This is a genomic window from Paraburkholderia sp. CNPSo 3272 (genome assembly GCF_024206495.1).
Classification (GTDB): domain Bacteria; phylum Pseudomonadota; class Gammaproteobacteria; order Burkholderiales; family Burkholderiaceae; genus Paraburkholderia.
In genome coordinates, this window is sequence record NZ_JAMBPQ010000001.1 from 178,190 (window position 1) to 203,447 (window position 25,258).

Genomic DNA, 25,258 nt, shown 5'->3' on the forward strand with positions numbered 1-25,258 from the left:
CCACTTGGCCCGCATCGTCCTCAAAATCGACGTCGACACGCTGCGCGGAACGCGCGAAGGCGTGCCGAACCTCGCGCGCATCTTCGACCGCTACAAGGCGCGCGCCACGTTCCTGTTCAGCCTCGGCCCCGATCACACGGGCTGGGCGCTGCGCCGCGTGTTGCGGCCGGGCTTTCTCAAGAAGGTCTCGCGCACGTCGGTGGTCGAACACTACGGCGTCAAGCAGCTGATGTACGGCGTGCTGCTGCCGGGTCCGGACATCGGCGTGGAAGCCGCGGCTGAGATGCGCGCGATTCACGAAGCCGGCTTCGAGTGCGGCATCCATACGTGGGATCACGTGTACTGGCAAGACAACGTGCGCAAGCGTGACTCGAAATGGACCGCGCGCCAGATGCAGAAGAGCCACGACCGCTTCACGCGTATCTTCGGAACGCCGCCCGTCACGCACGGCGCGGCGGGCTGGCAGATGAACGAGGCCGCCTTCGAGCAGATCGACACGTGGGGAATGCGCTACGCCTCCGACGGGCGCGGTCATTCGCCCTACCGTCCGGTGGTGGCGGGCCGCACGCTGAACCACGTGCAAATGCCCACCACGCTGCCCACGCTCGACGAGCTGCTCGGCGTCGACGGCGTCGATACCGATACGGTCGCCGCATCGCTGCTCAAGCGCACCGAAAACAACCCGCACGACCAGGTCTTCACGCTGCACGCCGAACTCGAAGGCCAGAAGCTCGCACCGGTGTTCGAGCAGCTGCTGGCCGGCTGGCGCGCGCAAGGCCACACGTTTGCCACGATGGGCGACTACCATGCGACGCTGGACCCGGATTCGCTGCCATCGTACCCTGTCACCTGGGGCGAGATCGCCGGCCGCTCCGGCCAGCTGATCGTGCAGCCCGACTGAATCCGCCGCCCGCGCGCCAATCAGTGTCTGCCAGGACCCGCGCCCGTGCATCACCCCCCGCCGCGGGCGGCTCGCCGTCCCGGCGAAACGGCGCCGCGCGCTGCGGCAACGCCAGCCAATAACAAAGGGAGAGCCACGTGCCTGACGTGACCATCGCAGTCGACCAACCCGTTCCCACCTTCACCGCCCCCGCTACCGGCGGCGACTTCACGCTGTCGAGCCTGAAGGGCAGCAAGGTGGTGCTGTACTTCTATCCCAAAGACAACACGCCGGGCTGCACGACCGAAGGCCTGCAGTTCCGCGACCTCTATCCAAAGTTCAAAAAGGCCGGCGCGCAGATCGTGGGCGTGTCGCGCGACAGCGTGCGCTCGCACGATAACTTCAAGGCCAAGCTCGAACTGCCGTTTACCTTGGTATCGGATGCCGACGAAGCGCTGTGCACGCTCTTCGACGTCATCAAATTGAAGAAAATGTATGGCAAACAGGTCCGAGGCATCGAACGCTCGACCTTCCTCATCGACGCGACCGGCGTGCTGCGCCAGGAGTGGCGCGGCATCAAGGTCCCGGGCCATGTCGAGGAAGTTCTGGAGGCTGTACAAGCGCTTTGAGGAGCGTTATATTGGGCTGCAATGAGTGCCTGTCCAACCCTTTTTACGTCGCGTTGCGGCGGTTTCGCAGCCGGTCATGGAATGACCGGCAGTGCGTATCCGAGGCAACGGGACAACACCGAAGTGAAGCCGCTTGCCTCGTCATCCGGGGCGGCGGCTTTTTTGTTTGTTCGATTCCGTTTTCTCCCGCTTTTCTCCCCGTTCGTGCCGGCCTTGCGACCCGGCACGCGCAAACGTCAAGGAGCTGATCGAAAACCAGGCGAACCGGCATTTTCTGACCTGAGCGCGCACCTTGCGCAGTAACGGCGGAGGCCTACCCGGCACCCGCACGCACCGCCCGAAAGCGCGCCTTACTGGGTAACCCCGCGACCACTCGACCCGATTTTTTCGAGGGACACCATGCCTTTGCCTACTCCCCCCAGCAAGCTCGGCAACTTGCTGCCGCCCGAAGAATACAAGGCGCGTGCCCGCACGACACGCAGCACACGCAAGGCCGCGAGCGAGAACGACGCGGCCGACGTTGCCGAATACGGCCCCGGCAGTGTCGCCGAGCCGATGACGCAGGCCGCCAACGCCGCGACTACGTTGCGCACGGTGCCGCTTTCGAGCGCCAGCGCCGAACTGGCTGCGCTCGAACCGGTCGCACCGGCGCCCGCACGCAACAAGCGCAACAATAGCAAGCAAGTCGCGGCCGCGCTGCTGCAGCCTCTCGAGGCCCGCACGGAAGCCGACGACACGCCCGTTGCGCGCGGTGGCAAACCCGCCTCGGCCAAAGCCTCCGGCGGCGCCGCAGCCCCTGCCACGCGCGCCGGCGCGAAAAAACGCCTGCATCCCGAAGAAAGCACTGAAGTCCAGAAGCTCTTCGTGCTGGACACCAACGTGCTGATGCACGACCCGACCTGCCTGTTCCGTTTCGAGGAACACGACGTCTATCTGCCGATGATGACGTTGGAGGAACTCGACAACCACAAGAAGGGCATGTCGGAAGTCGCGCGCAACGCGCGCCAGGTGAGCCGCACGCTCGACCAGCTGGTTGCCAATGCGGGCCCGATCTCGGAAGGCATTTCGCTCGGCCGCCTCGGCAGCCGCGAGGCGCTTGGGCGCCTGTACTTCCAGACCACGCTCACGCATATCGATCCGGTCGACGGCCTGCCCCAGGGCAAAGCCGATAACCAGATCCTCGGCGTCGTGCGCGCGCTGCAGCGCGACCGGCCGGACCGCCTCGTCGTGCTGGTGTCGAAAGACATCAACATGCGCATCAAGGCTCATGCGCTCGGCCTGCCTGCGGAAGACTACTTCAACGACCAGGTTCTCGAAGACAAGGACCTGCTCTACTCGGGCGTGCGCGCGCTCCAGCAGGACTTCTGGTCGAAGCACGCCAAGGGCATGGAGTCCTGGCAGGACACCAAGACCGGCACCACGTATTACCGCGTGACGGGTCCCGAGTGCCTCTCGATGCTCGTGAACGAGTTCGTCTATCTCGAACCGCAGAACGGCGAACCGGCGTTCCACGCGATCGTGCGCGAGCTCAACGGCAAAACCGCGCTCCTGCAGACGCTGCGCGACTATGGCCACCACAAGAACAACGTGTGGGGTATCACGGCGCGCAACCGCGAGCAGAACTTCGCGCTGAACCTGCTGATGAACCCGGAGATCGACTTCGTTACGCTGCTCGGCCAGGCCGGCACGGGCAAGACGCTCGTTGCGCTCGCGGCGGGCCTTGCGCAAGTGCTCGACGAGAAGCGCTACAACGAGATCATCGTCACACGCGCGACCGTGCCGGTTGGCGAGGACATCGGTTTCCTGCCGGGCACCGAAGAGGAAAAGATGCAGCCGTGGATGGGCGCCTTCGACGACAACCTCGAAGTCCTCCAGAAGACCGATGACGCCGCCGGCGAATGGGGCCGCGCCGCGACGCAGGAACTGATTCGCTCGCGCCTGAAGGTCAAGAGCATGAACTTCATGCGCGGCCGCACGTTCGTGGACAAGTATCTGATCATCGACGAGGCGCAGAACCTGACGCCGAAGCAGATGAAGACGCTCGTCACGCGCGCGGGTCCGGGCACGAAGATCGTGTGTCTCGGCAACATCGCGCAGATCGACACGCCGTATCTGACCGAAGGCAGCTCCGGCCTCACCTACGTGGTGGACCGCTTCAAGGGCTGGGCGCACAGCGGCCACGTGACGCTCGCACGCGGCGAACGCTCGCGGCTTGCCGATTACGCGTCCGATATCCTGTAATTCATTCGCTGGGCGCCGCCTTTCGCGGGCGCCCGTGCAGGCGGCGAGGACCGTATCCGGGGAACCGGATACGGTCCTTTTTTATTGCCAGGGCGTCCCCCCAGCACAACAGTTGGCGCATGAACTTCAAGTAAGTTGTGAAGAATTCTTGCGAAAGCTCTGACGGGCGGGCTACCATCCGCCCATGATCCGTTTTCCCGATGGCGCACGCGTCGCGCGCGCCACATCCGCTTCATGCGTCGACTCTGGCTTCCGCTTCTAATCGCAGTCCTGCTTGCCGCGTGCTCCAGCGCGCCGCAAAGGGTATCGCGCAGCGGTTCGTCTGGCAGCGAAAACGCGTGGCGCACGAGGCCCCCGGGCTTTCCCGATTTTGTCGATCACAGCGTGGGCCGCGAGGAAATCTCGATCCAGGCGATGGGACTCGTCGGCATTCCGTATCGCTGGGGCGGCAATACGCCCGACAGCGGCTTCGATTGCAGCGGTCTCGTCAAGTACGTCCTTGCGCGTTCGGCCTCGGTGGACTTGCCCCGCACCACGGCTGACATGAGCATGCGCGGCGAAACGATCGAGCCCGACGAGATTGCCGCGGGCGACCTCGTCTTCTTCAATACGACGGGGCGCCCGCATTCGCACGTCGGGATCTATGTCGGCAACCTGCGTTTCGTCAACGCGCCTTCGACCGGCGGCACGGTGCGACTCGACTATTTGACCAACCCCTATTGGGCGAAGCGCTTCGACGGCATTCGCCGCATGGCGCCGCCCAAACGCACGCCTTTCGAGACACCGACCTGGCAAGCGTCTGCGCCGCCTCCTGACCGCGTGCCTGGCGCGAGCGCCGCGCCACCGGCTGTCGCAATGGCGAGCGTCGCGCCGGCTGCGGCGGCGCAGCCCGCGCCGCGAGCCGCGGCCGCGAGCCAGAACCGCAGCGTCGCCGCACCGCAGCCGGCCTACGCGGCAACGCCGGCCACCACGCCGACGGCTTCCACGGCCGCCGCCCCGGCCGACGCGTTCGAGCCACCGCCCGCCTCGCTCGGCGCGGCGCAGACGCAGGCACGCGACGCCGGCGCGCTCGCACCGGCGGTTGCGCCCGGCAACAACGCGCCTGCCTACAGTGCAAACCCCGCTGCAAACCCCGCTACCACCGCCCCGCGCGACGCCATCGACGCCGCCGCCGACGCCTTCGAGCCCCCGCCGCCCACGGCAAGCGCCGCGGCGCGCCAGGCCGGCCAAGTGGGCTCCACGCCGATCCAGGCGACGTCGCCGGCCGCGGGAGGCGCGCAGATCATGCGCGCCTCGACGGCCGGCCCGGCCTCGCCCGCCCCGACCCAGTCCAGCGACGACCCGATCGCGCGCTTTGCCAACGGCGGCGACTGAAGCGACCCCGCGCCGCGCCGCTCAGCGGCACGTGCCCCTGGCCGGACGGCCAAGCATGCTTGCGGCGGTTTGCGGCGCCCCGCGCCTCTGCTATCGTTTTGGGACCGTTTTTCATACTTTCGCGCAGCGAGGCGACGATGGATCTTGGACTCAGCAAGAAGGTGGTACTCGTGACGGGCGGCAGCAAGGGCATTGGCCTTGCCTGCGCGCGCGCCTTTGCGCAGGAAGGCGCCCGCGTGGCGATCGTCTCGCGCGACCCCGCCAATCTCGCGCGCGCGCGCGAGCAGCTGGCAAGCGTTGGCCTGCACGTGCATCTCACGCGCGCGGACCTGCACGAAGCGCATAGCGCGGCCGACGTCGTCGAAGAAGTCTCCACCGCGGTCGGCCCCATCGATATCCTCATCAACAGCGCGGGCGCCGCACGCCGCTACGATCCGGAAACGCTCGATGCGGACGCGTTCAGGGCGACGATGGAGGCGAAATATTTCCCCTACATCTACGCGCAGCAGGAGGTGCTGCGCCGCATGGTGCAGCGGATCAAGTCGGGCGAGAGCCTGGAGCCCGGGTCGATCGTCAATATCATCGGCATGGGCGGCAAGTTCGCGAGCGACATCCATATCGCCGGCGGCGCGGCCAACGCGGCGTTGATGCTCGCGACCGTGGGCCTCGCGCACTACCACGCGCGCTACGGCATCCGCATCAACGCGATCAACCCCGGCGCCACGCTCACGGAGCGGCTGCAGGAAGCCGTTCAGCTGGAAGCGCAACGCACCGGCGTCGGCGCGCAGGAGGCGTTGGCGAGCGGCGAATCGAAGGTGCCGCTCGGGCGCTACGCGAAGCCCGAGGAAATTGCCGATGTCGCGCTCTTCCTCGCGAGCCGCCGCGCGAGCTACGTCACCGGCGCTCTTATTCCGATGGATGGGGCCAGCACACCGCTGATCTGAAGCGCCCGCCGGCGTGCGGAGGAGGTCTCAAACGCACGCGGCGCCCGAAGGCGCCGCAGGTTTTACATGAAGCGGTGACCGAGCCACCACGCGGCCGCGGCCAGCGTGGCCGAGGCCGGTATGGTCAGCACCCAGGCCCAGACGATGTTGCCCGCCACGCCCCAGCGCACCGCGCTGAGCTTCTGCGTCGCGCCGACGCCGACGATCGCGCCCGTGATCGTGTGCGTGGTCGACACGGGAATGCCCAGCGACGAAGCCGTGAAGAGCGTCAGCGCCCCGCCCGCCTCCGCGCAGAAACCACCCACCGGCTTGAGCTTGGTGATCTTCTGGCCCATCGTGCGCACGATGCGCCAGCCGCCGAACAGCGTGCCCAGACCCATCGACAGATAGCAGCCGCCGATCACCCAGATGGGCGGCGCGTCCGAGCCGATCGCCGAGTAGCCCGTTGCAATCAGCAGCATCCAGATGATGCCAATGGTCTTCTGCGCGTCGTTGCCGCCGTGGCCGAGGCTATAGAGGCTCGCGGAAAGCAGCTGCAGGCGCCTGAAGCGCCGGTCGACCTTGCTGGGCGGCGTGCGGAAGTACAGCCACGACACCGTGAGCATGAAGAACGAGCCCAGCACGAAACCGAGCAGCGGCGAGATGAAAATGAACGCCACGGTCTTCATGAGGCCGTCGAAGTTGAGCGAGGCCCAGCCCGACTTCGCGAGCGCCGCGCCCACGAGACCGCCGATCAGCGCGTGCGACGAACTCGACGGAATGCCGTAGTACCAGGTGAGCACGTTCCAGCCGATCGCGCCCATCAGCGCGCCGAACACCACGTAGTGGTCGACGATATCGGGGTCGATGGTGCCCTTGCCTACTGTCTGCGCCACCTTCAGGTGGAACACGAAATAGGCGATCACGTTGAACATGGCGGCGAAGGCCACCGCCTGCTGCGGCTTCAGAACACCCGTGGACACGACCGTGGCGATGGAATTCGCCGCGTCGTGAAAACCGTTCATGAAGTCGAAGACGAGAGCGATGGCGACCAGCGTCGCGACCGCCCAGAGAGCGAGTTGGATCGATTGCATCGCAGTGTGCTCAGGCGTTCTCTAGCACGATGCCTTCGATGATGTTCGCCACATCCTCGCACTTGTCCGTGATCGCTTCGAGCAGTTCGTAGATCGCCTTCAGCTTGATCAGGTTCTTGACGTCGTCTTCCTCGCGGAAGAGCTTCGAGATGGCCCCGCGCAGCAAGCGGTCGGCGTCGGATTCGAGGCGGTCGATGTCCTCGCAGGCCTTCAGAATCTCGCGCGCCTGCTTCATGTCCGAGAGCAGGCCGACCGCCAGCTGAACGCGCTCGGCCGTGGCGGTCACCACGTGCGCCAGCTGGCTCGCCTCGGCGGTCACGGCTTGCACGTCGTAGAGCGAAATAGCCGTGGCGACGTCTTCCATCAGGTCGAGGCAGTCGTCCATCGTCGTGATCAGCTTATGGATTTCGTCGCGGTCGAGCGGCGTGATGAAGGTCTTGTGCAGGAGGTCGATCGCCTCGTGCGTGAGCTTGTCGGCGGCCTTTTCGGAGGCCTGCACATTCTGCTTGTGAACCTCGGCGTCAGCGAGGTTATCGATCAGGAGTTCGAGTTCGCGGCTCGCGGAAACGATGCATTTCGCATGCGCATTGAAAATTTCGAAGAACTTGCCCTCGGTGGGCATGAATCGACCGAACATTGGTATCCCGGAAATTGGTCTCGGATTGCCGTCACGAAGCGGTGACTTCGCGGTCACTTCGCGGCCATCAGGCGGCAAAATAAGCGACAGAGATGACTGTCATAAAACGGCAATATTGTATCGTCAGGCGAGAGCTGCCGCATCGGTTGGCAGCCGCCAACGCGGCATTTGCGCCACTTTGGCGCAAGCCGCGCAACGCTTTGCGTTATTCGCCGTAGAAGGTTTGCGCCCCGGCAAAATTATCGAACTTCGTGTATTGCCCGTGGAACGTGAGCCGAACGGGTCCGATCGGACCGTTACGCTGCTTGCCGATGATGATTTCGGCCGTGCCTTTGTCGGGACTGTCGGGGTTGTAGACTTCGTCGCGATAGATGAACAGGATGACGTCCGCGTCCTGTTCGATTGCGCCCGATTCGCGCAGGTCCGACATCACCGGCCGCTTGTTCGGCCGCTGCTCCAGACCGCGGTTCAGCTGCGAGAGCGCGATCACCGGCACGTCCAGCTCCTTCGCCAGGCTCTTGAGCGAGCGCGAGATTTCCGAAATTTCGGTCGCGCGGTTCTCGCCCGACGACGAGCCGCTCATGAGCTGCAGGTAGTCGATGATGATGAGCCCGAGCTTGCCGCACTGACGCGACAGACGCCGCGCGCGCGAGCGCAGTTCCATCGGGTTCAGGCCGCCGGTTTCGTCGATGAAGATCTGCGCCTCGCTCATTTTCTGCACAGCATGCGTGAGCTTCGGCCAATCTTCGTCGGTGAGGCGGCCCGTACGCATGCGGTGCTGATCCAGACGGCCCACGGACCCGAGCATACGCATGATGAGCTGCGTGCCCGGCATTTCCATGGAGAACACCGCCACCGGCAGGCCATACTCCACGGCCACGTACTCGCCGATGTTCATCGAGAACGCAGTCTTACCCATCGAGGGGCGCCCGGCCACGATGATCAGCTCGCCGCCATGCATGCCCGACGTCATGCGGTCGAGGTCCATGAAGCCCGTGGGCGTGCCCGTCACGTCGCTCGGGTTGGCCGTGTGATAGAGCGTGTCGATGCGCTCCACGACCTGGGTGAGCAGCGGCCCGATCTCGAGAAAGCCCTGGGTGCCGCGCGCGCCGTCTTCGGCGATCGAGAACACCTTCGACTCGGCCTCGTCGAGCAGTTGGCGCACTTCCTTGCCCTGCGGGTTGAACGCGTCGGCGGAAATTTCGTCGGCGACGGAAACGAGCCGGCGCAGCACCGCACGGTCACGCACGATTTCCGCATAGCGGCGAATGTTCGCGGCGCTCGGCGTGTTCTGCGCGAGCGCGTTCAGGTACGCGAGGCCGCCCACGTCATCCGCTTTGCCCGAGGTGCCGAGCGCTTCGTACACCGTCACGACGTCGGCCGGGCGCGTGGCGGCGATCAGCCGGCCAATGTGCTCGAAGATGATGCGGTGGTCGTAGCGATAGAAGTCGCTTTGCGAGAGGAAGTCTGCAATCCGGTCCCAGGCCGCGTTATCCAGCAGCAGGCCGCCGAGCACCGATTGCTCGGCTTCGATCGAATGCGGAGGGACTTTCAGCGAGTCGAGTTGGGGATCTTTCGGAGCGTTCATGGAGGGCAATTATCGGACATGGGGGTGCCTCGAACAAGCTTGAAAACTTGCAACGAGCGCAGCGTCCAGACAGCGCACAACAAAAAAGGCAGAAGCCCTGCGGCTCCTGCCCTTCCTGAGTCTTGCGTCAAACCGCGCGGCCCGCGAGGGCCGCACGTGGGTACTTAGGCGTGCTCGCCCAGCACCGACACCGTGACGTCGACGACGACGTCGGTGTGCAGCGCAACCTGCACCGGGTGGTCGCCCACCATCTTCAGCGGGCCTTCCGGCAGACGCACTTGCGCCTTTTCCACTGCGAAGCCTTGCTTCGTGAGCGCAACGGCGATGTCCGCGTTCGTGACCGAACCGAACAGGCGGCCGTCCACGCCGGCCTTCTGGCCGATCTGGACGGTCAGGCCGTTCAGCTTTTCGCCTTCGGCTTGCGCGGCTGCCAGCTTTTCAGCGGCGACCTTTTCGAGTTCTGCGCGGCGGACTTCGAATTCAGCGATTGCGTCCTTCGTAGCACGGCGTGCCTTCTTGTTCGGGATCAGGAAGTTACGTGCGTAACCGTCCTTCACCTTGACGATGTCGCCGAGGTTACCCAGGTTGACGACTTTTTCCAGAAGAATGATCTGCATTCTATTGCTCCTTATCGCGTCGTCTTATTAGGCCTTGTGCTGGTCGGTGTACGGCATCAGCGCGAGGAAACGCGCGCGCTTGATAGCCGTGTCCAGCTGACGCTGATAGTGGGCCTTCGTACCCGTCAGACGAGCCGGCGTGATCTTGCCGTTTTCGCCGATGAAGTCCTTCAGCGTGTCGAGGTCCTTGTAGTCGATTTGTTCGACGTTTGCAGCCGTGAAGCGGCAGAACTTCTTGCGCTTGAAGAGCGGGTTTTGTTGCTGACGACGCTTGTCGAATTTCTTACCAGTCGGGCGGGGCATGATTAGTCCTTTCCTGTGCCTTGCATTTCGGTGATGTGAAACACCAGGGTTCGCGCATTGCGGTGCTTTTTCGCCAGAAAACCGGTGAAGAGCGCTTCCACGCCCATCGCACAGCTTTCCACGAGACCGCAGGCCTTGCCGGCCGCCACCGCGGGCATCGTGAGCTCGACGAAGCGGGGAATGCCGGCTTCGACGACCTCTGTGCGGTGCTGCAACGTGACGCTTGCGATCGGAACGCCGGCGGGGGTGTACCGCACCGGTTCGCGTTCGACGACGCTAGCCGTAAGCTGCAGCCTGTTCACGGGGCTAGTTCAGGCAAATGAGCTTGAATCCTGATGGCTTGTGTACTTAAGCCTGCGCTTCGGTCGGCTGGGCAGCCGCCTTCTTGGCTTCTTCGCGCTGCACTTCCTTCATCATCGGCGACGGGCCGGTTTCGGCCTTCTTCATCTTGACGATGAGGTGACGCAGAACGGCGTCGTTGAACTTGAACGCGTGTTCCAGTTCGTCGAGCGTGGTCTGGTCGCATTCGATGTTCATGCAGACGTAGTGAGCCTTCGCGAGTTTCTCGATCATGTAGGCCAGTTGACGACGGCCCCAGTCTTCGATGCGGTGGATCTGGCCACCGTGCGAGGTGATCGTGCTCTTGTAGCGCTCGATCATGGCGGGCACCTGCTCGCTCTGATCCGGGTGCACGATAAAGACGATTTCGTAATGACGCATGTATCACTCCTTGTGGATTTAAGCCACCCGGGCGTCGGAACCGGTGCGGCAAGTGAGAAGCCGAAGATTGTAGCGCGGATGGGCTACGCACGCAAGCCAGATCGTGCGTTTGCGCGATGAATCGGGCGTGTTTTCAATGACTTGCGCGGCGGGGAGCGCCATGAAGGCGCCCCTGTGCGGCCGTGTGAAGCGACAGCCTAGCTGCCGGCCGCCTCGCTCGCGCCGCCCGCGAGACGGGCGTCGAGCGCCGCGCGCAGGCCGTCGAGCGCGTCCGCACCGGCGTCCGACACCGCCCACAAGGTCATGCCCGCCGCCTGCCAGCGCAGGAGTGCGTAGCCTTCGCTCGAACTCTGCGGCACGGCGCCCGAGACGGCCGGCCCGTTCGCGCCTGGCGGAAACACATAGACATCGATCACGTGCTTGCCATGGTGATAGACGAGCACGGCGACGCGTTCGCGCCCCACATAATCGAGACGTCCGCCCGCGAGCGCAAAGCCCTGCTGCGCCAGATCGAAGACAGGCGGCGCGTAGTCGATCCGGCCATTGAACCACGGCTTCACGGTATGGCGGTCGGTCGAGATCACGTCGATATCGCGGCCCGAAATCTGGGCCCGCACGTGGCTGGACACGAGATCGTCGACGAAGGCCATCTCAGCGGCCGGGCGGCGCAGTTGCAGCGTGGCAATCACTGCCAGCGCGCAAAGGATCAACACCGCGCAGCCGAACCACGCGAGCGTGGCCGCGCGCGGCCCCGCGTTGACGGACGCAGCGCCCCAGCCACGACCGCCCGCATTGCCACGCGCCCCGCCGCCGCCCGGCCACCAGTTGCGCAGCCAGGCGCGCCAGCCGCCCGAAGCGCGCGCGGGGGTTGGCGAAGACATCGCCTTCGCGGGAGGCAGGTCCGTCGCCGGCAAAGCCGCGACGATGCGCGCAGCCAGCCCAGCCGGCGCTCGGTGGTACGGCGCGGTTCGGATCATTCGAGAGATGGCCTGCGCATCGTCAGCGACGCGGCGGCATTGCTCGCAGCCTGCGAGATGCTCGCGCACACGCCATTCGTCGGCGGCGGAGAGTTCGCGGTCGACGCTCGCGTCGACGAGCGGGCGCGCTTCGTTACAGTTCATCGGGCGCCTCCGTCGTTCGGCCTTCGGTTTGAGAGCGAGTGCGCAACGGCGCTCCGCCGTCGGCGGCCGGCTCCTCGCGGAACCGACCGCCGCTGCCCCGGCCGGATGGTCTCCTGGCTTGACTGCTTCCCCCGACTCCTGCCCGGTCGTCCGCGCAGCCGTGGGTGCGGACAACCGAATCGTTCACAGTCTCATCGACTGCACTACCTGCGGTGGGCGTATCTCGCTCGCCGCCGCGGTACGCCGCCAGCATCTTCGCCAACCGCCTGCGGCCCCGTGCGAGCCGCGACATCACTGTGCCGAGCGGCAGATCGGCGATCGCCGCGATTTCGCGGTAGCCCAGCTCCTCCAGCTCGCGCAGCACCAGCACTTCCCGATACTCCACCGGCAGGCGCCTGAGCGCATCCTGCACGTGACGGGTGTCTTCGGCGCGGATCGCGAGCGTCTCGGGATCGACGGCGCCCGTTTCCCAGCCTTCGAGCGGCGCGTCGTCGCGTAGCTCGTCGAACGGCGCGACCTCTTCCGCGCCCGCGCGCCGCCGCCATTCGTCGTACCAGACGCGCCGCACGATCGCGAGCAGCCAGGGGCGGGCCTCGTCGCCGCGAAACGCATCGAAGAAGCGGAACGCGCGCAGAAACGCCTCCTGGACGATATCTTCCGCGTCGCCCGGGTTGCGCGAGAGCCAGCGCGCGAGGTTGTAGGCCGCATCGAGATGCGGCAGCGCCAGCGCCTGAAAGCGGCGGCTGCGTGCGGCCTCATCCTGCTCGTACGCGGTTTCTCCCACGTCGTCCCCTCGCCTCTTCGTTTGGCTTGCGCGACCGTGGCCGCATACAGGCACTACCGAAGCTCGGGCCAGTTTATTCCCGCTGCGTGCGCACGAAAACGAAAAATAAATGCGAAGCGCGCGACTACGCGCCGGCCCAGTACCCCGGCCGCGCGTAGACCTCCTTGAGATAGTCGATGAAGTAGCGCACGCGCGCCGGTACGTAGCGCTGCTGCGGATAGACCGCGAGGATGTCGTAATCGGGCAGCGCGTATTCGTCGAGCACCGTTTCGAGTTCGCCGCGCGCGAGCTGGGCGTCGATCTCCCAGGTCGAACGCCAGCCGAGGCCGAGGCTCTCGGTCACCCAGCGATGCAGCAGCTCGCCGTCGTTGCAGTCGAGCGTGCCGCCCACGCGCACGGTGACGAGCTTGCCGCCGCGGCTGAAGTACCAGCCGCGGTTCTGGCCGCCCTGCAGGTTGAACGCCAGACAATTGTGGTTTGGCAGGTCTTCGAGCGTTTTCGGCCGCCCGTGCTTGCGGAAATACTCGGGCGTGCCGCACACCACGCGCCGGTTCGTAGCGAGCTTCACGGCGACGAAGTTCGGGTCCACCGCGCCGCCGATGCGAATCGACAGGTCGTAGCCCTCGCGCACCAGATCGACCACGCGGTCGGTGAGGTTGAACGACACCTGCAGTTCCGGCTTGTCGGCGAGAAACTCGGGCGCGAGCGGCGCGACGTGCTTGCGCCCGAACGCCGCCGGCGCCGAAACGATCAGATGGCCGCTCACCACCTGGCGCCCGGCCGACAGCTCGTTTTCGGCTTGATCCCAGTCGGCCAGCAGCCCGCGGCAGCGTTCGAGAAAGGCCGCGCCCTCCTCGCTCACCACCAGCCGCCGCGTGGAACGGTAGATGAGCTTCACACCGAGGCGCTTTTCGAGCGCGTCGATACGCCGCCCGAGGATCACCGGCGAAACGCCTTCCTCGAGCGCCGCCGCCGCGAGGCTGCCCGCGTCTGCGACGCGCACGAAGGTTTCGATCTGCTTGAAGCGGTCCATTGCGTGTCTCCGCGGCATTCCATACTTTTTGTTTCGGAATAAACGACCTGGACTGATCTTATCAAACCTTTCCTGCGCCCCTAAAGTGGGCCTCAACACAACGTCATTCCTCGCCTACGAGACATTCTGGAGACAATCATGGCCAAAATGAGAGCCGTCGACGCAGCCGTTCTGGTGCTCGAAAAAGAAGGCATCGATACCGCTTTCGGCGTGCCGGGCGCAGCCATCAATCCGTTCTATTCGGCGATGAAAAAGGCCGGCGGCATCACGCACGTGCTGGCGCGCCACGTCGAAGGCGCCTCGCACATGGCCGAAGGCTACACGCGCGCCACGCCGGGCAATATCGGCGTGTGTATCGGCACCTCGGGCCCCGCGGGCACCGACATGATCACGGGCCTCTACTCGGCCCAGGCCGATTCGATTCCGATCCTCGCGATCACGGGCCAGGCGCCGCGCGCGCGCCTCTACAAGGAAGACTTCCAGGCCGTCGACATCGAGTCGATCGCCAAGCCCGTCACCAAGTGGGCCGTCACCGTGCGCGAGCCGGCGCTCGTGCCGCGTGTGTTCCAGCAGGCGTTCCATCTGATGCGCTCGGGCCGTCCTGGTCCGGTGCTGGTCGATCTGCCGATCGACGTGCAGCTCGCCGAAATCGAATTCGACATCGACACGTACGAGCCGCTGCCGGTCTACAAGCCGCGCGCGACGCGCAAGCAGATCGAAGCCGCGCTCGAACTGCTCAACGCGAGCGACAAGCCGCTGATCGTCTCGGGCGGCGGCGTACTCAACGCGGCAGCCGAAGACCTGCTCGTGCAGTTCGCCGAAACGCTCGGCGTGCCCGTGATCCCGACGCTCATGTCGTGGGGCGCGATTGCCGACGACCATCCGCTCATGGCCGGCATGGTCGGTCTGCAGACCTCGCACCGCTACGGCAACGCCACGATGCTCGCCTCCGACTTCGTGCTCGGCATCGGCAACCGCTGGGCGAACCGCCATACGGGCAGCGTCGAGGTGTACACGAAGGGCCGCAAATTCGTGCACGTCGATATCGAACCGACGCAGATCGGCCGCGTGTTCGGCCCCGATCTCGGCATTGTCTCGGACGCGAAGGCCGCGCTCGAACTGTTCGTCGAGATCGCAAAGGAATGGAAGGCCGCGGGCAAGCTGAAGGATCGCAGCGCGTGGGTGGCCGATTGCCAGCAACGCAAGCGCACGATGCTTCGCAAGACGCACTTCGAGAACACGCCGATCAAGCCGCAGCGCGTGTACGAAGAGATGAACAAGGCGTTTGGCCGCGACACCTGCTACGTGAGCACCATCGGCCTGTCGCAGATCGCCGGCGCGCAGTTCCTGCACGTGTACAAGGCGCGCAACTGGATCAACTGCGGCCAGGCGGGCCCGCTCGGCTGGACGATTCCCGCGGCGCTCGGCGTGCGCGCAGCCGATCCGACGCGTCCCATCGTGGCGCTCTCGGGCGACTATGACTTCCAGTTCATGGTCGAGGAGCTGGCCGTGGGCGCGCAGTTCAAGCTGCCGTACGTGCACGTCGTCGTGAATAACTCGTATCTCGGCCTGATCCGCCAGGCGCAGCGCGCGTTCGACATGGACTTCTGCGTGCAGCTCGCGTTCGAGAACATCAACGCGCCTGAAGTGAACGGCTATGGCGTCGATCACGTCACGGTCGCCGAAGGCCTCGGCTGCAAGGCGCTGCGCGTGTTCAAGCCCGAAGAGATCGCCCCGGCGCTCAAAGAGGCCCAGGCGCTCGCCGCCGAGCACAGCGTGCCGGTCGTCGTCGAAGTGATTCTCGAGCGCGTCACCAACATCGCGATGGGCACCGAGATCGACGCCATCAACGAGTTCGAGGAACTGGCCGAAAAGCCCGAGCACGCGCCGACTGCCATCAGCGCGATCAATGCCCTCGACTGAGCGCACTCGAGCCCGCATCAACGCAGCACGGGCAGCGCGCACGGCATCGGCGCGCTGCCTGAGTGATTACTGAGTGATTTACTGCGCGATTTATCGCCTGACTTCCCGCGTGACTTCTTTTACTGACCGACCAGCGAGACCCAGCACCATGCCAAAATTCGCCGCGAACCTCACCATGCTGTTCAACGAAGTGCCCTTCCTCGACCGCTTCGCAGCGGCCGCACAAGCTGGCTTCGACGCCGTGGAGTTCCTGTTCCCGTATCCGTACAAGGCCGCCGACCTGGCCGAGCGTCTTGAGGTCAACGGGCTGAAGCTGGTCCTCCACAACCTGCCCGCCGGCAACTGGGAAGCGGGCGAGCGCGGCATTGCCTGCTTCCCAGAGCGCCGCGGCGAATTCCAGGAAGGCGTGGGCCGCGCGATCGAATATGCGAAGGCGCTCCAGGTGCCGCAACTGAACTGCCTCGTCGGTATTCCGACGGCAGGCGTCGATCGCGACACTGCACTCGCCACCATCGTCGAGAACCTGCGCTACGCCGCGGGTGAACTCAAACGCGAAGGTGTTCGCCTGCTGGTCGAGCCGTGCAATTCGTACGACATCCCCGGCTTCGCGCTGAACCGCTCGGGCGAAGCGCTCGACGTGATTGAAAAGACCGGCTCGGACAACCTCTTCCTGCAGTACGACATCTATCACATGCAGCGCATGGAAGGCGAACTCTCCGCGACGATCAAGAAGCACTTCGCGAAGATCGCCCACATCCAGCTCGCCGACAATCCGGGCCGCAACGAGCCCGGCACGGGCGAAATCAACTACCCGTTCCTGTTCGATCTGCTCGACTCGCTCGGCTACGAAGGCCACATCGGCTGCGAGTACAAGCCGCGCACGACGACCGTCGAAGGCCTCGGCTGGCTGCGCAGCGCGAAGCAGCGGACCGCCGAACTCGCCTGAGCACGCACTCGGACGCAACTGCGCACATTCACGCATTCGCTTTAACGGAGACACAAGATGGCAAAGATTGGCTTTATCGGACTCGGCATCATGGGCGCGCACATGGCGCGCAACCTCATCAAGGGCGGCCACACGCTCGCCGTGAACGGCAAGTACCCGGTGCCCGAGGACCTGCGCACGCAAACCGAAGTCGTCGCGGATTCGACGGCTGTCGCGAAGGTCTCGGACATCGTCATCGTGATGGTGCCGGACACGCCTGATGTCGCCAACGTCCTGTTCGCCGACGACGGCGTCGCCAAGGGTCTCTCGGCCGGCAAGCTCGTGATCGACATGAGCTCGATCTCGCCGCTCGAAACGCAACAGTTCGCCACGCAGATCAACGCGCTCGGCTGCGACTATCTCGACGCGCCGGTCTCGGGTGGCGAAGTCGGCGCACGCGAAGCCACGCTCACGATCATGGTGGGCGGCCCGCAGAAGTCGTTCGATCTTGCCAAGCCGCTGTTCGACTTGATGGGCAAGAACATTTCGCTCATCGGCGATAACGGCGCGGGCCAGACCTGCAAGGTGGCGAATCAGATCATCGTGGCGCTGAACATCGAGGCCGTGGCCGAAGCGCTGCTGTTCGCAGCACGTTCGGGTGCGGACCCCGAGCGCGTGCGCAAGGCCCTCATGGGCGGCTTCGCTTCGTCGCGCATTCTCGAAGTGCACGGCGAGCGCATGACCAGGCGTACGTTCAATCCGGGCTTCCGCATCGAGCTGCACCAGAAGGACCTGAACCTCGCGATCGACGGCGCGCGCAAGCTGGGCATCGCGCTGCCGCATACCGCGAGCGCGCAGCAGCTCTTCAGCGTGTGCGCCGCGAACGGCGGCAAGGCATGGGACCACTCGGCCATGATCCGAGCACTCGAGATCATGGCGAACTTCGAGATCGCCGAGCCGCAAGCGCAGGTGAAGGTGGCTTGAGTTTCAGCGGTAGCAGGTAGCAGGTAGCAGGTAGCAGGTAGCAGGTAGCAGAACGGCGGTTCGCGCGACGCAACGTGCGGACCGCCTGTAGAACCAGATCACGCATACCGGCTGGTGCGCAGGCATTCGAGCGTGTGCATCAGCCTCCCGTGGGGCGCTTCGCGGCGGCGGCAATCGCCGCGAGGCAAATCGGTGCCGCTCTGGGCTGAGGGCGGCCAGTGGGGTCCGAAAGCGGCGCCCGGTGACGACGGGGAAGCCTTGGTCGGTCAGACGTCGTCATCGGGTGTCCGCGTGTCGGATGCCCGTTTTTCTTTGCTCTCTCTTTTCTCTGCCCGATTTCACACTCTCTGACGCTGTCCCGATAGACGCCGTCGCGGCCGCGTTTCTAGAATCGTGCTTTCATCGGGCTGTCACGCAGACGGGTCAAGGTGGACACGGCGCGTGACCACCCAGTCATTTCCAGCACGTGAGGAGTGTGATCGATGGGCATTATCAATTTCATCAAGGAAGCAGGCGAAAAGCTGTTCGGCACGGCTGCAGCGCCTGCCGCCGCCGCGCAACCCGCTGCCGCACCGGCAGACCCCGCCGCGAATCTCGCCGAGCTGAACCAGAAGGCCGGCGACGCGATCGCAGCCTATATCCGCTCGCAGGGCCTCGACGCCGACAGCCTCGGCGTGACTTACGACGGCGTCTCGCACACCGTAACGGTCACCGGCAACGCCGCCGACCAGCCGACGAAGGAGAAGATCCTCGTCGCGGCCGGCAACGTGCAGAACGTCGACAAGGTCGACGACCAGATGACGGTGACGAACCCCGCGCCCGAAGCGCAGCATCACACGGTCGTTGCCGGCGACAACCTCTGGAAGATCGCCGAAAAGTACTACGGCAGCGGCGCGAAGAACGACGCGATCTTCGAGGCGAACACGCCGATGCTCAAGAGCCCGGACAAGATCTATCCCGGTCAGGTGCTCGTGATTCCACCGCTGCAGTAGCGCGGCAGCACGCTGGCAGGGCCAGAAACGCAACGGGCCTGACGAAGCGATCCGTCAGGCCCGTCTTACTTTGTGCGCGGCCAGCCTCAGTACGTGTCGAACACGTCCTGCAGCCCCGCCTTGTCGGTCGTGCCCGCTGCCAGCGCGAGCAGCAGCAGCACACGCGCCTTGTACGGGCTGAGCGTGCCCGAAGACACGAAGCCGAGCGTATCGTCCTTGGCCGCGCCGTTGTGCATCACGTGCCCCGAGCCGACGCGCGAGGCGCGCACGACGGCCACGCCCTTGCCGGCCGCCTCGGCGAGCGACTGCTGCAACGCGCCATGAATCGAGCCGTTGCCGGTGCCTGCCACGACGAGCCCGTCCACGCCGGCGGCAACGAGCGCTTCGACCGCCGCGCGCGACACGCCCGCGTAGCTCATCACGATCTCGACCTGCGGCCATTGCGCCGATGCCGTGAACGGCGCATCGACGGTATGCGGGCGCAGCGCGCGGCGCTGGAATTCCACGCGCCCGTCCTGCACCCAGCCCAGCGCGCCGATTTCCGGCGACTGGAAGGCATCCACCGCATAGGTGCTGATCTTCGCGACGTCGCGTGCGCAATGAACGCGGTTATTGAACGCCACCAGCACGCCCTGTCCCGCCGCCGCCTCGCCCGCCGCGAGCGTGACGGCATTGAGCAGATTGAGCGGGCCGTCGGCGGAAAGCGCCGTGGCGGGCCGCATGGCGGCCGTCAAGATGCATGGCTTCGCGCTCTTCACCGTGAGATGCAGCAGGTACGCGGTTTCTTCGAGCGTATCCGTGCCGTGCGTGATCACCACGCCGTCGACCTCGTCGCTGGCCAGCAGTTCGTTCACGCGCTGCGCGAGCGTGGACCACAACGCAAGCGACATGTCCTTGCTGTCGATGCTCGCGACCTGCTCGGCATGGATCCGGGCGATGGCGTCGAGGCCCGGCACGGCTGCGAGCAGTTGCGCGACACCGATCACGCCGGCCTGGTAGCCGGCGGTGTTCGCGGCGTCTGCGGCGGACCCCGCAATCGTGCCGCCCGTGGCGAGCACGGCGATGCGCGGCAGCGCCCTGGGCGCCGCCGCGGAAGAGGAAGTGGAAGTATTCATGGCGGCGATTTTAAGCGATCCGCCGGCCGCCGAGAAAATCAGCGCGCTTTTCAGCTTGCCTCGCGCAACTGGCTCGCGATCTGCTGCTCGGTCAGTTGCGGCGCGAACATTTCGATGAGCCGGTATGCGTACTGGCGCAGGAACGCGCCCTTGCGCAGGCCCACTCGCGTCGTGCTCGCATCGAACAGATGCTCAGTATCGAGCGCGACGAGTTCGCTGTCGCGCTTCGGGTCGTAGGCCATCGCCGCGACGATGCCCACGCCCATGCCGAGTTCGACGTAGGTCTTGATCACGTCCGCGTCGATGGCGGTCAGCACCACGTCGGGCACGACGCTCGCTTTCGCGAACGCCTGGTCGATATGCGAGCGGCCCGTGAAGTCCTGGTCGTACGTGATGACCGGATACTCGGCCACGTCTTCGAGCGTGAGATTTTCGCGGCCCACGAGCGGATGCGTCTTCGGCACGACCACCACGTGATGCCACGAGTAGCACGGAAACGTGACGATGTCGGGGAAGCGGTCGAGCGCCTCGGTCGAGATGCCGAGATCGGCCTCGCCGTTGATGATCATCTGCGCGATCTGCTGCGGATTGCCCTGGCGCAGCGCGAGGTGGACCTTCGGAAACACTTCGCGGAACTGGTGCACGACCTTCGGCAGCGCGTAACGTGCCTGCGTGTGCGTCGTCGCGACCACGAGGTGACCGCTGTCCTGGTCCGCGAACTGGCGCGCCACGCGGCGCAGGTTCTCGGCGTCGAGCAGCATGCGCTCGATCAGCTGATGCACGGCCTTGCCCGGCTCCGTGAGGCCGGTCAGGCGCTTGCCGCGGCGAATGAAAATGTCCACGCCAAGTTCGTCTTCGAGATCCTTGATCTGTTTGGAGACGCCCGATTGCGACGTATACAGCACGTTCGCCACTTCGGTGAGGTTCATGTTCTGCCGCACGGCTTCGCGCACGAAACGCAACTGCTGAAAATTCATGGTCTTCTCTCCGGGACTGCTGACCGATTATTCGTTTTTGTCGATATAAGCACTGTAACGCTCATTGCGCCGGAAATACGCGCAGCCCGCGCGGCACCGCCGTCACGCCCTCGCCGACCGAAAGGCCCAGCGCGCGCCACGACTCGCGGTCGAGTTCCGCTTCGAGCGCGCCGCCCGTGCGGCTTTCCAGCTCCACGCGCACCGAGCCGCCCAGCGTCACCACCCGGCGCACGTCGACGACGATGCCGTCGCGATGATCGCTCGCTTCGCGGTGCAGCACGAGGTCGTGCGGCCGCACGTAGGCGAGCGCCGGGCCTTCGAAGCTCGCGTGCACGGAGATCGGCTGCGCTGCGCCATCTGCGACGAAACCGCGTGCATCCACGCTGCCGGGCAGCCGGTTCGCGGCGCCGAGGAATTCGTACACGAAGGCCGTCTGCGGATGATCATAGACGTCCTGCGGGCTGCCCACCTGCTCCACATGCCCATGATTCATCACGACGATGCGATCGGCCACCTCGAGCGCTTCCTCCTGGTCGTGCGTGACGAAGATCGTCGAGATGTGCAGGTCGTCGTGCAGGCGACGCAGCCACGAGCGCAACTCCTTGCGCACCTTGGCGTCGAGCGCGCCGAACGGTTCGTCGAGCAGCAGCACCTTCGGCTCGACGGCGAGAGCGCGCGCCAGCGCGATGCGCTGACGCTGGCCGCCCGACAGCTCGGACGGAAAGCGCTGCGCGAGCCAGTCAAGCTGCACGAGCTTGAGCAGCTCATGCACCTTTTCCCGAATCACGGCCTCCGAGGGCCGCTCGCTGCGCGGCTTCACGCGCAGGCCAAAGGCCACGTTCTCGAACACCGTCATATGGCGGAACAGCGCGTAATGCTGGAACACGAAGCCCACCTGACGCTCGCGCGCGCCCACCTCGCCCACGTCCTGGCCTTGCAGCACGACCTGGCCCGCGTCCGCGTATTCGAGGCCCGCGATCACACGCAGGAGCGTGGTCTTGCCACAACCGGAAGGTCCGAGCAGCGCAACCAGTTCGCCCGGCGGAAAGTCGAGCGAGACGTTGTCGAGGGCGGTGAAGTCGCCGAAGCGCTTGTGCAGATTGCTGACGGTGATGCCCATGTTTACTGCTCCCCTACTTGAATCGGTTGGCGCACGGCGCGAGGCGCTGCGTGTTGTGAAACATGTTGCACGGCCGCGGGTTGCGGGCCCGCGTAGGCGGGAATCTCATCCGCGCCGCGCAGTTCCGACGAAAGGCGGCGCTCCGCGAGCAGCTTCAGGCCGAGCGTGACGAGCGCGAGCAGCGCGAGCAGCGATGCCACGGCAAACGCCGCCGCGAAGTTGTACTCGTTGTAAAGGATCTCGACGTGCAGCGGCATCGTGTCGGTCTGGCCGCGAATATGGCCCGACACCACCGAAACCGCGCCGAACTCGCCCATCGCGCGCGCATTGCAGAGAATCACGCCGTACAGCAGGCCCCAGCGGATATTGGGCAGGGTCACGCGGCGGAACATCTGCCAGCCCGAGGCGCCCAGCACGTGGGCGGCCTCTTCTTCGTCGTTGCCCTGCGCCTGCATCAGCGGAATCAGTTCGCGTGCGACGAACGGGAACGTCACGAAGATCGTGGCGAGCACGATGCCCGGCACCGCGAAGATGATCTGCACGTTGTGGTCTTCGAGCCACGGCCCGAGCCAGCCCTGCGCGCCGAACAACAGCACGTAGATGAGCCCCGAAATCACGGGCGAAACGGAAAACGGCAGGTCGATCAGCGTGGTGAGCAGCGCCTTGCCGCGAAACTCGAACTTCGCGATCGCCCACGAGGCCGCGAGCCCGAAGGCCAGATTCAACGGGACCGCGATCGCCGCGGTGATGAGCGTGAGCTTGATCGCGGCGAGCGCGTCGGGATCGACGAGCGACGTGAAGTAGAAACGAATGCCCTTCGACAGCGCCTGCCAGAACACGGCGACGAGCGGCACCACGAGAAACAAAGCGAGAAACGCGAGCGCGATGCCGGTCAGGAGCCAGCGTACCCACGGTGATTCGGTGACCGGGTCCGGCCGGCGCGTGCTTCGTTGTTGCGGCAGCGTGCTCATTGCGCCCCTCCCGCGAGGGTTGCGCCGAGCACGGCATTCGGCGCGCTGCCGGCCGTTACACCCCGGCTCGTGCGGCGCTGCAAATACCACTGCAGCGAATTGATGAGCAGCAGCATGACGAACGACACGCAGAGCATCATCACGGCGAGCGCCGTCGCGCCCGCGTAGTCGTATTGCTCGAGCTTCGTGATGATGAGCAGCGACGTGATCTCCGACTTCATTGGCACGTTGCCGGCGATGAAGATGACCGAGCCGTACTCGCCCAGCGCGCGCGCGAACGCGAGCGCGAAGCCGGTGAGGAGCGCCGGCAGCACCGCGGGCAGCACGACGCGGCGGAACGTGAGCCAGCGCGTGGCGCCGAGGCACGCGGCGGCCTCTTCCTGTTCGCGCTCGAAGTCCTCGAGCACCGGCTGCACCGTGCGCACGACAAACGGCAAGCCGATGAAGGTCAGCGCGACGAGCACGCCGAGCGGCGTGAAGGCGATCTTGAGACCGAGCGGCTGCAGGAACTGGCCGATCCAGCCATTGCCCGCATACACGGCGGCGAGCGAAATGCCCGCCACGGAAGTCGGCAGCGCGAACGGTAGATCGACGAGCGCATCGATCACCCGTTTGAACGGGAACGTATAGCGCACGAGCACCCACGCGAGCAGGAAGCCGAATCCCGCATTGATCAGCGCCGCGCCGAGCGCGGCGGTAAACGTGAGCCGGTACGACGCGAGCACGCGCGGCGACCACACGGCGCGCACGAACTGGCTCCAGTCGAGTGTCGCCGTCTTTAGAAACGTGGCGGCAAGGGGGATGAGCACCACGAGGCTCAGGTAGGCCACCGTGATGCCGAGCGTCAAGCCGAAGCCAGGCAGCGCACTGGGCTTGCGCAATCGAAACGTTGTCATGCTCATCGTCCAGACATGGGTTGCGCGATTCGTGCGTTGCTGATTCGCGCCGAAAAGCGCGCCCGTAGGCGCGCTTCGTTGTTATGCGGTCACGTCGCTATGCGGACCGCTTACTGCTTGACTGCGTGACAGCTTTACTGCGGTTGATAGATCGAATCGAATACGCCGCCGTCCGCGAAGTGCGTCTTCTGCGCATTGGGCCAGCCGCCGAAGGTATCGTCGACCGTATAGAGCTTGAGTTTCGGAAACTTCGCCGTGAGCGCCGCCGGGACCTTGTCCGAACGCGGACGGTAGAAGTTCTTCGCGGCGATCTCCTGGCCCTCTTCGCTATAAAGGAACTGCAGGTAGGCGTCGGCCTCCTTGCGCGTGCCCTTCTTGTCTACGACCTTGTCCACCACGGCAATCGGCGGCTCAGCCAAAATGCTCACGGAAGGCACCACGATTTCGAACTTGTCCGGACCGAATTCCTTGAGCGAGAGAAATGCTTCGTTCTCCCATGCAATCAGCACATCGCCGATGTCGCGCTGCACGAAGCTGGTCGTCGCGCCTCGCGCGCCCGAATCGAGCACACCCGCGTTCTTGTAGAGCTTCGCGACGAAGTCTTTCGCCTTCTGGTCGTTGCCGCCCGGCTGGTGCAGCGCATACGCCCACGCCGCGAGATAGTTCCAGCGTGCGCCGCCCGAGGTCTTCGGATTCGGCGTGACGATCGAGACGCCAGGCTTGGTCAGATCGTCCCAGTCCTTGATGTGCTTCGGGTTGCCCTTGCGCACGAGGAACACGATGGTCGACGTGTACGGCGCGGCGTTGTCGGGCAGGCGCTTTTTCCAGTCCTTCGCGACGATGCCCTTGTTGGCGAGCGCGTCGATGTCCCATGCCAGCGCGAGCGTCACGACGTCGGCCTGCAGGCCGTCGAGGACCGAGCGCGCCTGTGCCCCCGAGCCGCCATGGGACTGCTTGATGGTGAGCGTTTCGCCCGTCTTCGCCTTCCACTGCTTGATGAAGGCTTCGTTGATGTCCTGGTACAGCTCGCGCGTCGGATCGTACGAGACGTTGAGCAGCGAAGTATCCGCGTGAGCGGCCACCGGCGCCATGGCCGCCATCGCCGTGACGCCGACGAGCGGCGCAACGCCGATTACCAGTTTCGCCGCCAGTGTTTTCAGCCAGCCCGCGCGCCCCGTATGTGTCGTGCCCATCTATCTGTTCTCCGTTCTCGTATGTGCTCGTTTGCGCTCGTTGATGAACTGCGCTAACGATGGAGGCCAGTCTAGCGATCTGCTTACATTATTAAAAATGATGTTTTCTCATTTTTTAATACGCAAAAGTGGTAAGGACAGAGGAAGTCGCTGCTGGAGCGCGGTTTCATCCGCGCAAACACGGAAAAGCGGCGTGATGACAACGCTCAATCGATGAA

General features: G+C 65.1%; 25 protein-coding genes. 9 read left to right on the forward strand and 16 right to left on the reverse strand.

The genetic code is table 11. The features are described from left to right. The first annotated feature begins 4 nt into the window (after positions 1–4). The 5 genes from M3I53_RS00785 (at position 5) to M3I53_RS00805 (ending at position 6,068) form a co-directional block, all read left to right on the forward strand. A complete protein-coding gene (locus M3I53_RS00785) occupies positions 5–901 on the forward strand; it encodes a polysaccharide deacetylase family protein (protein WP_254314090.1) in 897 nt (298 codons plus the stop codon). A 146-nt stretch (positions 902–1,047) separates the two neighbouring features. After that, positions 1,048–1,509 (forward strand): peroxiredoxin, encoded by a 462-nt coding sequence (locus tag M3I53_RS00790; RefSeq protein ID WP_254314373.1) that lies wholly within the window; start codon positions 1,048–1,050, stop codon positions 1,507–1,509. A gap of 399 nt (positions 1,510–1,908) precedes the next feature. After that, entirely contained in the window at positions 1,909–3,750 is a 1,842-nt protein-coding gene (locus tag M3I53_RS00795) for a PhoH family protein (RefSeq protein WP_254314091.1), read from the forward strand. A gap of 234 nt (positions 3,751–3,984) precedes the next feature. Continuing rightward, positions 3,985–5,124 (forward strand): C40 family peptidase, encoded by a 1,140-nt coding sequence (locus tag M3I53_RS00800; RefSeq protein WP_254314092.1) that lies wholly within the window; start codon positions 3,985–3,987, stop codon positions 5,122–5,124. 137 nt (positions 5,125–5,261) lie between these two features. Then, the gene (locus M3I53_RS00805) at positions 5,262–6,068 is read left to right on the forward strand and encodes an SDR family oxidoreductase (RefSeq protein ID WP_254314093.1); all 807 of its coding nucleotides are present in this window, start codon (positions 5,262–5,264) and stop codon (positions 6,066–6,068) included. 62 nt (positions 6,069–6,130) lie between these two features. On the opposite strand, the gene M3I53_RS00810 is transcribed toward M3I53_RS00805, so the two are convergent. From M3I53_RS00810 to M3I53_RS00855, 10 genes are all read right to left on the reverse strand, one after another. Then, positions 6,131–7,141 (reverse strand): inorganic phosphate transporter, encoded by a 1,011-nt coding sequence (locus M3I53_RS00810; RefSeq protein WP_254314094.1) that lies wholly within the window; start codon positions 7,139–7,141, stop codon positions 6,131–6,133. A 10-nt stretch (positions 7,142–7,151) separates the two neighbouring features. Next, complete coding sequence (locus M3I53_RS00815; protein ID WP_254314095.1) at positions 7,152–7,778, reverse strand: DUF47 domain-containing protein; 627 nt, start codon at positions 7,776–7,778, stop codon at positions 7,152–7,154. A 205-nt stretch (positions 7,779–7,983) separates the two neighbouring features. Further along, complete coding sequence (locus M3I53_RS00820) at positions 7,984–9,366, reverse strand: replicative DNA helicase (protein ID WP_158757915.1); 1,383 nt, start codon at positions 9,364–9,366, stop codon at positions 7,984–7,986. Between the two features lie 164 nt (positions 9,367–9,530). Continuing rightward, positions 9,531–9,983, reverse strand: a complete 453-nt coding sequence (gene rplI / locus M3I53_RS00825; protein WP_254314096.1) for a 50S ribosomal protein L9 — start codon at positions 9,981–9,983, stop codon at positions 9,531–9,533. Positions 9,984–10,010: 27 nt separating this feature from the next. After that, entirely contained in the window at positions 10,011–10,286 is a 276-nt protein-coding gene (rpsR, locus tag M3I53_RS00830) for a 30S ribosomal protein S18 (RefSeq protein ID WP_027797225.1), read from the reverse strand. A gap of 2 nt (positions 10,287–10,288) precedes the next feature. Then, complete coding sequence (gene priB, locus M3I53_RS00835) at positions 10,289–10,588, reverse strand: primosomal replication protein N (protein WP_254314097.1); 300 nt, start codon at positions 10,586–10,588, stop codon at positions 10,289–10,291. A 46-nt stretch (positions 10,589–10,634) separates the two neighbouring features. After that, positions 10,635–11,006, reverse strand: a complete 372-nt coding sequence (gene rpsF / locus M3I53_RS00840) for a 30S ribosomal protein S6 (protein WP_027818337.1) — start codon at positions 11,004–11,006, stop codon at positions 10,635–10,637. 197 nt (positions 11,007–11,203) lie between these two features. Then, a complete protein-coding gene (locus M3I53_RS00845; protein WP_254314098.1) occupies positions 11,204–12,127 on the reverse strand; it encodes an anti-sigma factor in 924 nt (307 codons plus the stop codon). Continuing rightward, complete coding sequence (locus M3I53_RS00850) at positions 12,117–12,911, reverse strand: RNA polymerase sigma factor (RefSeq protein WP_254314099.1); 795 nt, start codon at positions 12,909–12,911, stop codon at positions 12,117–12,119. The genes M3I53_RS00845 and M3I53_RS00850 overlap by 11 nt, the downstream gene beginning before the upstream one ends. Positions 12,912–13,035: 124 nt before the next feature. Next, positions 13,036–13,944 (reverse strand): LysR substrate-binding domain-containing protein, encoded by a 909-nt coding sequence (locus M3I53_RS00855; protein WP_254314100.1) that lies wholly within the window; start codon positions 13,942–13,944, stop codon positions 13,036–13,038. A gap of 138 nt (positions 13,945–14,082) precedes the next feature. Between M3I53_RS00855 and gcl the strand changes: the two genes are divergently transcribed. The 4 genes from gcl to lysM all read left to right on the forward strand — a co-directional run bounded on the left by gcl (position 14,083) and on the right by lysM (position 18,768). Continuing rightward, positions 14,083–15,867, forward strand: a complete 1,785-nt coding sequence (gcl, locus tag M3I53_RS00860; protein WP_254314101.1) for a glyoxylate carboligase — start codon at positions 14,083–14,085, stop codon at positions 15,865–15,867. Between the two features lie 148 nt (positions 15,868–16,015). Further along, the gene (gene hyi, locus M3I53_RS00865) at positions 16,016–16,813 is read left to right on the forward strand and encodes a hydroxypyruvate isomerase (RefSeq protein ID WP_254314102.1); all 798 of its coding nucleotides are present in this window, start codon (positions 16,016–16,018) and stop codon (positions 16,811–16,813) included. 57 nt (positions 16,814–16,870) lie between these two features. Continuing rightward, complete coding sequence (locus tag M3I53_RS00870; RefSeq protein ID WP_254314103.1) at positions 16,871–17,776, forward strand: 2-hydroxy-3-oxopropionate reductase; 906 nt, start codon at positions 16,871–16,873, stop codon at positions 17,774–17,776. Between the two features lie 482 nt (positions 17,777–18,258). Further along, a complete protein-coding gene (lysM, locus tag M3I53_RS00875) occupies positions 18,259–18,768 on the forward strand; it encodes a peptidoglycan-binding protein LysM (RefSeq protein ID WP_254314104.1) in 510 nt (169 codons plus the stop codon). An 86-nt stretch (positions 18,769–18,854) separates the two neighbouring features. On the opposite strand, the gene M3I53_RS00880 is transcribed toward lysM, so the two are convergent. The 6 genes from M3I53_RS00880 to M3I53_RS00905 all read right to left on the reverse strand — a co-directional run bounded on the left by M3I53_RS00880 (position 18,855) and on the right by M3I53_RS00905 (position 25,040). Beyond that, complete coding sequence (locus tag M3I53_RS00880) at positions 18,855–19,883, reverse strand: asparaginase (protein ID WP_254314105.1); 1,029 nt, start codon at positions 19,881–19,883, stop codon at positions 18,855–18,857. 50 nt (positions 19,884–19,933) lie between these two features. Further along, positions 19,934–20,860: a CysB family HTH-type transcriptional regulator gene (locus M3I53_RS00885; RefSeq protein WP_254314106.1), complete on the reverse strand. Its 927-nt coding sequence runs from the start codon at positions 20,858–20,860 to the stop codon at positions 19,934–19,936. A 61-nt stretch (positions 20,861–20,921) separates the two neighbouring features. Further along, positions 20,922–21,980, reverse strand: coding sequence for a sulfate/molybdate ABC transporter ATP-binding protein (locus M3I53_RS00890; protein WP_254314107.1), 1,059 nt, complete (start codon positions 21,978–21,980; stop codon positions 20,922–20,924). A 2-nt stretch (positions 21,981–21,982) separates the two neighbouring features. Further along, complete coding sequence (cysW, locus tag M3I53_RS00895; protein ID WP_254314108.1) at positions 21,983–22,951, reverse strand: sulfate ABC transporter permease subunit CysW; 969 nt, start codon at positions 22,949–22,951, stop codon at positions 21,983–21,985. Next, positions 22,948–23,847: a sulfate ABC transporter permease subunit CysT gene (gene cysT, locus M3I53_RS00900; protein WP_254314109.1), complete on the reverse strand. Its 900-nt coding sequence runs from the start codon at positions 23,845–23,847 to the stop codon at positions 22,948–22,950. Before cysT ends, cysW begins: the two co-directional genes overlap by 4 nt. Before the next feature lie 134 nt (positions 23,848–23,981). Further along, the gene (locus M3I53_RS00905; protein WP_302057509.1) at positions 23,982–25,040 is read right to left on the reverse strand and encodes a sulfate ABC transporter substrate-binding protein; all 1,059 of its coding nucleotides are present in this window, start codon (positions 25,038–25,040) and stop codon (positions 23,982–23,984) included. Positions 25,041–25,258 lie beyond the last annotated feature (218 nt).

Excerpts from the sequence above, each read along its gene's own strand:
- M3I53_RS00795 (WP_254314091.1), top strand. The coding sequence starts at position 1,909 with ATGCCTTTGCCTACTCCCCCCAGCAAGCTCGGCAACTTGCTGCCGCCC.
- M3I53_RS00800 (WP_254314092.1), top strand. The coding sequence starts at position 3,985 with ATGCGTCGACTCTGGCTTCCGCTTCTAATCGCAGTCCTGCTTGCCGCG.
- M3I53_RS00805 (WP_254314093.1), top strand. The coding sequence starts at position 5,262 with ATGGATCTTGGACTCAGCAAGAAGGTGGTACTCGTGACGGGCGGCAGC.
- M3I53_RS00810 (WP_254314094.1), bottom strand. The coding sequence starts at position 7,141 with ATGCAATCGATCCAACTCGCTCTCTGGGCGGTCGCGACGCTGGTCGCC.
- M3I53_RS00815 (WP_254314095.1), bottom strand. The coding sequence starts at position 7,778 with ATGTTCGGTCGATTCATGCCCACCGAGGGCAAGTTCTTCGAAATTTTC.
- M3I53_RS00820 (WP_158757915.1), bottom strand. The coding sequence starts at position 9,366 with ATGAACGCTCCGAAAGATCCCCAACTCGACTCGCTGAAAGTCCCTCCG.
- rplI (WP_254314096.1), bottom strand. The coding sequence starts at position 9,983 with ATGCAGATCATTCTTCTGGAAAAAGTCGTCAACCTGGGTAACCTCGGC.
- rpsR (WP_027797225.1), bottom strand. The coding sequence starts at position 10,286 with ATGCCCCGCCCGACTGGTAAGAAATTCGACAAGCGTCGTCAGCAACAA.
- rpsF (WP_027818337.1), bottom strand. The coding sequence starts at position 11,006 with ATGCGTCATTACGAAATCGTCTTTATCGTGCACCCGGATCAGAGCGAG.
- M3I53_RS00845 (WP_254314098.1), bottom strand. The coding sequence starts at position 12,127 with ATGAACTGTAACGAAGCGCGCCCGCTCGTCGACGCGAGCGTCGACCGC.
- M3I53_RS00855 (WP_254314100.1), bottom strand. The coding sequence starts at position 13,944 with ATGGACCGCTTCAAGCAGATCGAAACCTTCGTGCGCGTCGCAGACGCG.
- gcl (WP_254314101.1), top strand. The coding sequence starts at position 14,083 with ATGGCCAAAATGAGAGCCGTCGACGCAGCCGTTCTGGTGCTCGAAAAA.
- hyi (WP_254314102.1), top strand. The coding sequence starts at position 16,016 with ATGCCAAAATTCGCCGCGAACCTCACCATGCTGTTCAACGAAGTGCCC.
- M3I53_RS00870 (WP_254314103.1), top strand. The coding sequence starts at position 16,871 with ATGGCAAAGATTGGCTTTATCGGACTCGGCATCATGGGCGCGCACATG.
- lysM (WP_254314104.1), top strand. The coding sequence starts at position 18,259 with ATGGGCATTATCAATTTCATCAAGGAAGCAGGCGAAAAGCTGTTCGGC.
- M3I53_RS00880 (WP_254314105.1), bottom strand. The coding sequence starts at position 19,883 with ATGAATACTTCCACTTCCTCTTCCGCGGCGGCGCCCAGGGCGCTGCCG.
- M3I53_RS00885 (WP_254314106.1), bottom strand. The coding sequence starts at position 20,860 with ATGAATTTTCAGCAGTTGCGTTTCGTGCGCGAAGCCGTGCGGCAGAAC.
- M3I53_RS00890 (WP_254314107.1), bottom strand. The coding sequence starts at position 21,980 with ATGGGCATCACCGTCAGCAATCTGCACAAGCGCTTCGGCGACTTCACC.
- cysW (WP_254314108.1), bottom strand. The coding sequence starts at position 22,951 with ATGAGCACGCTGCCGCAACAACGAAGCACGCGCCGGCCGGACCCGGTC.
- cysT (WP_254314109.1), bottom strand. The coding sequence starts at position 23,847 with ATGACAACGTTTCGATTGCGCAAGCCCAGTGCGCTGCCTGGCTTCGGC.
- M3I53_RS00905 (WP_302057509.1), bottom strand. The coding sequence starts at position 25,040 with ATGGGCACGACACATACGGGGCGCGCGGGCTGGCTGAAAACACTGGCG.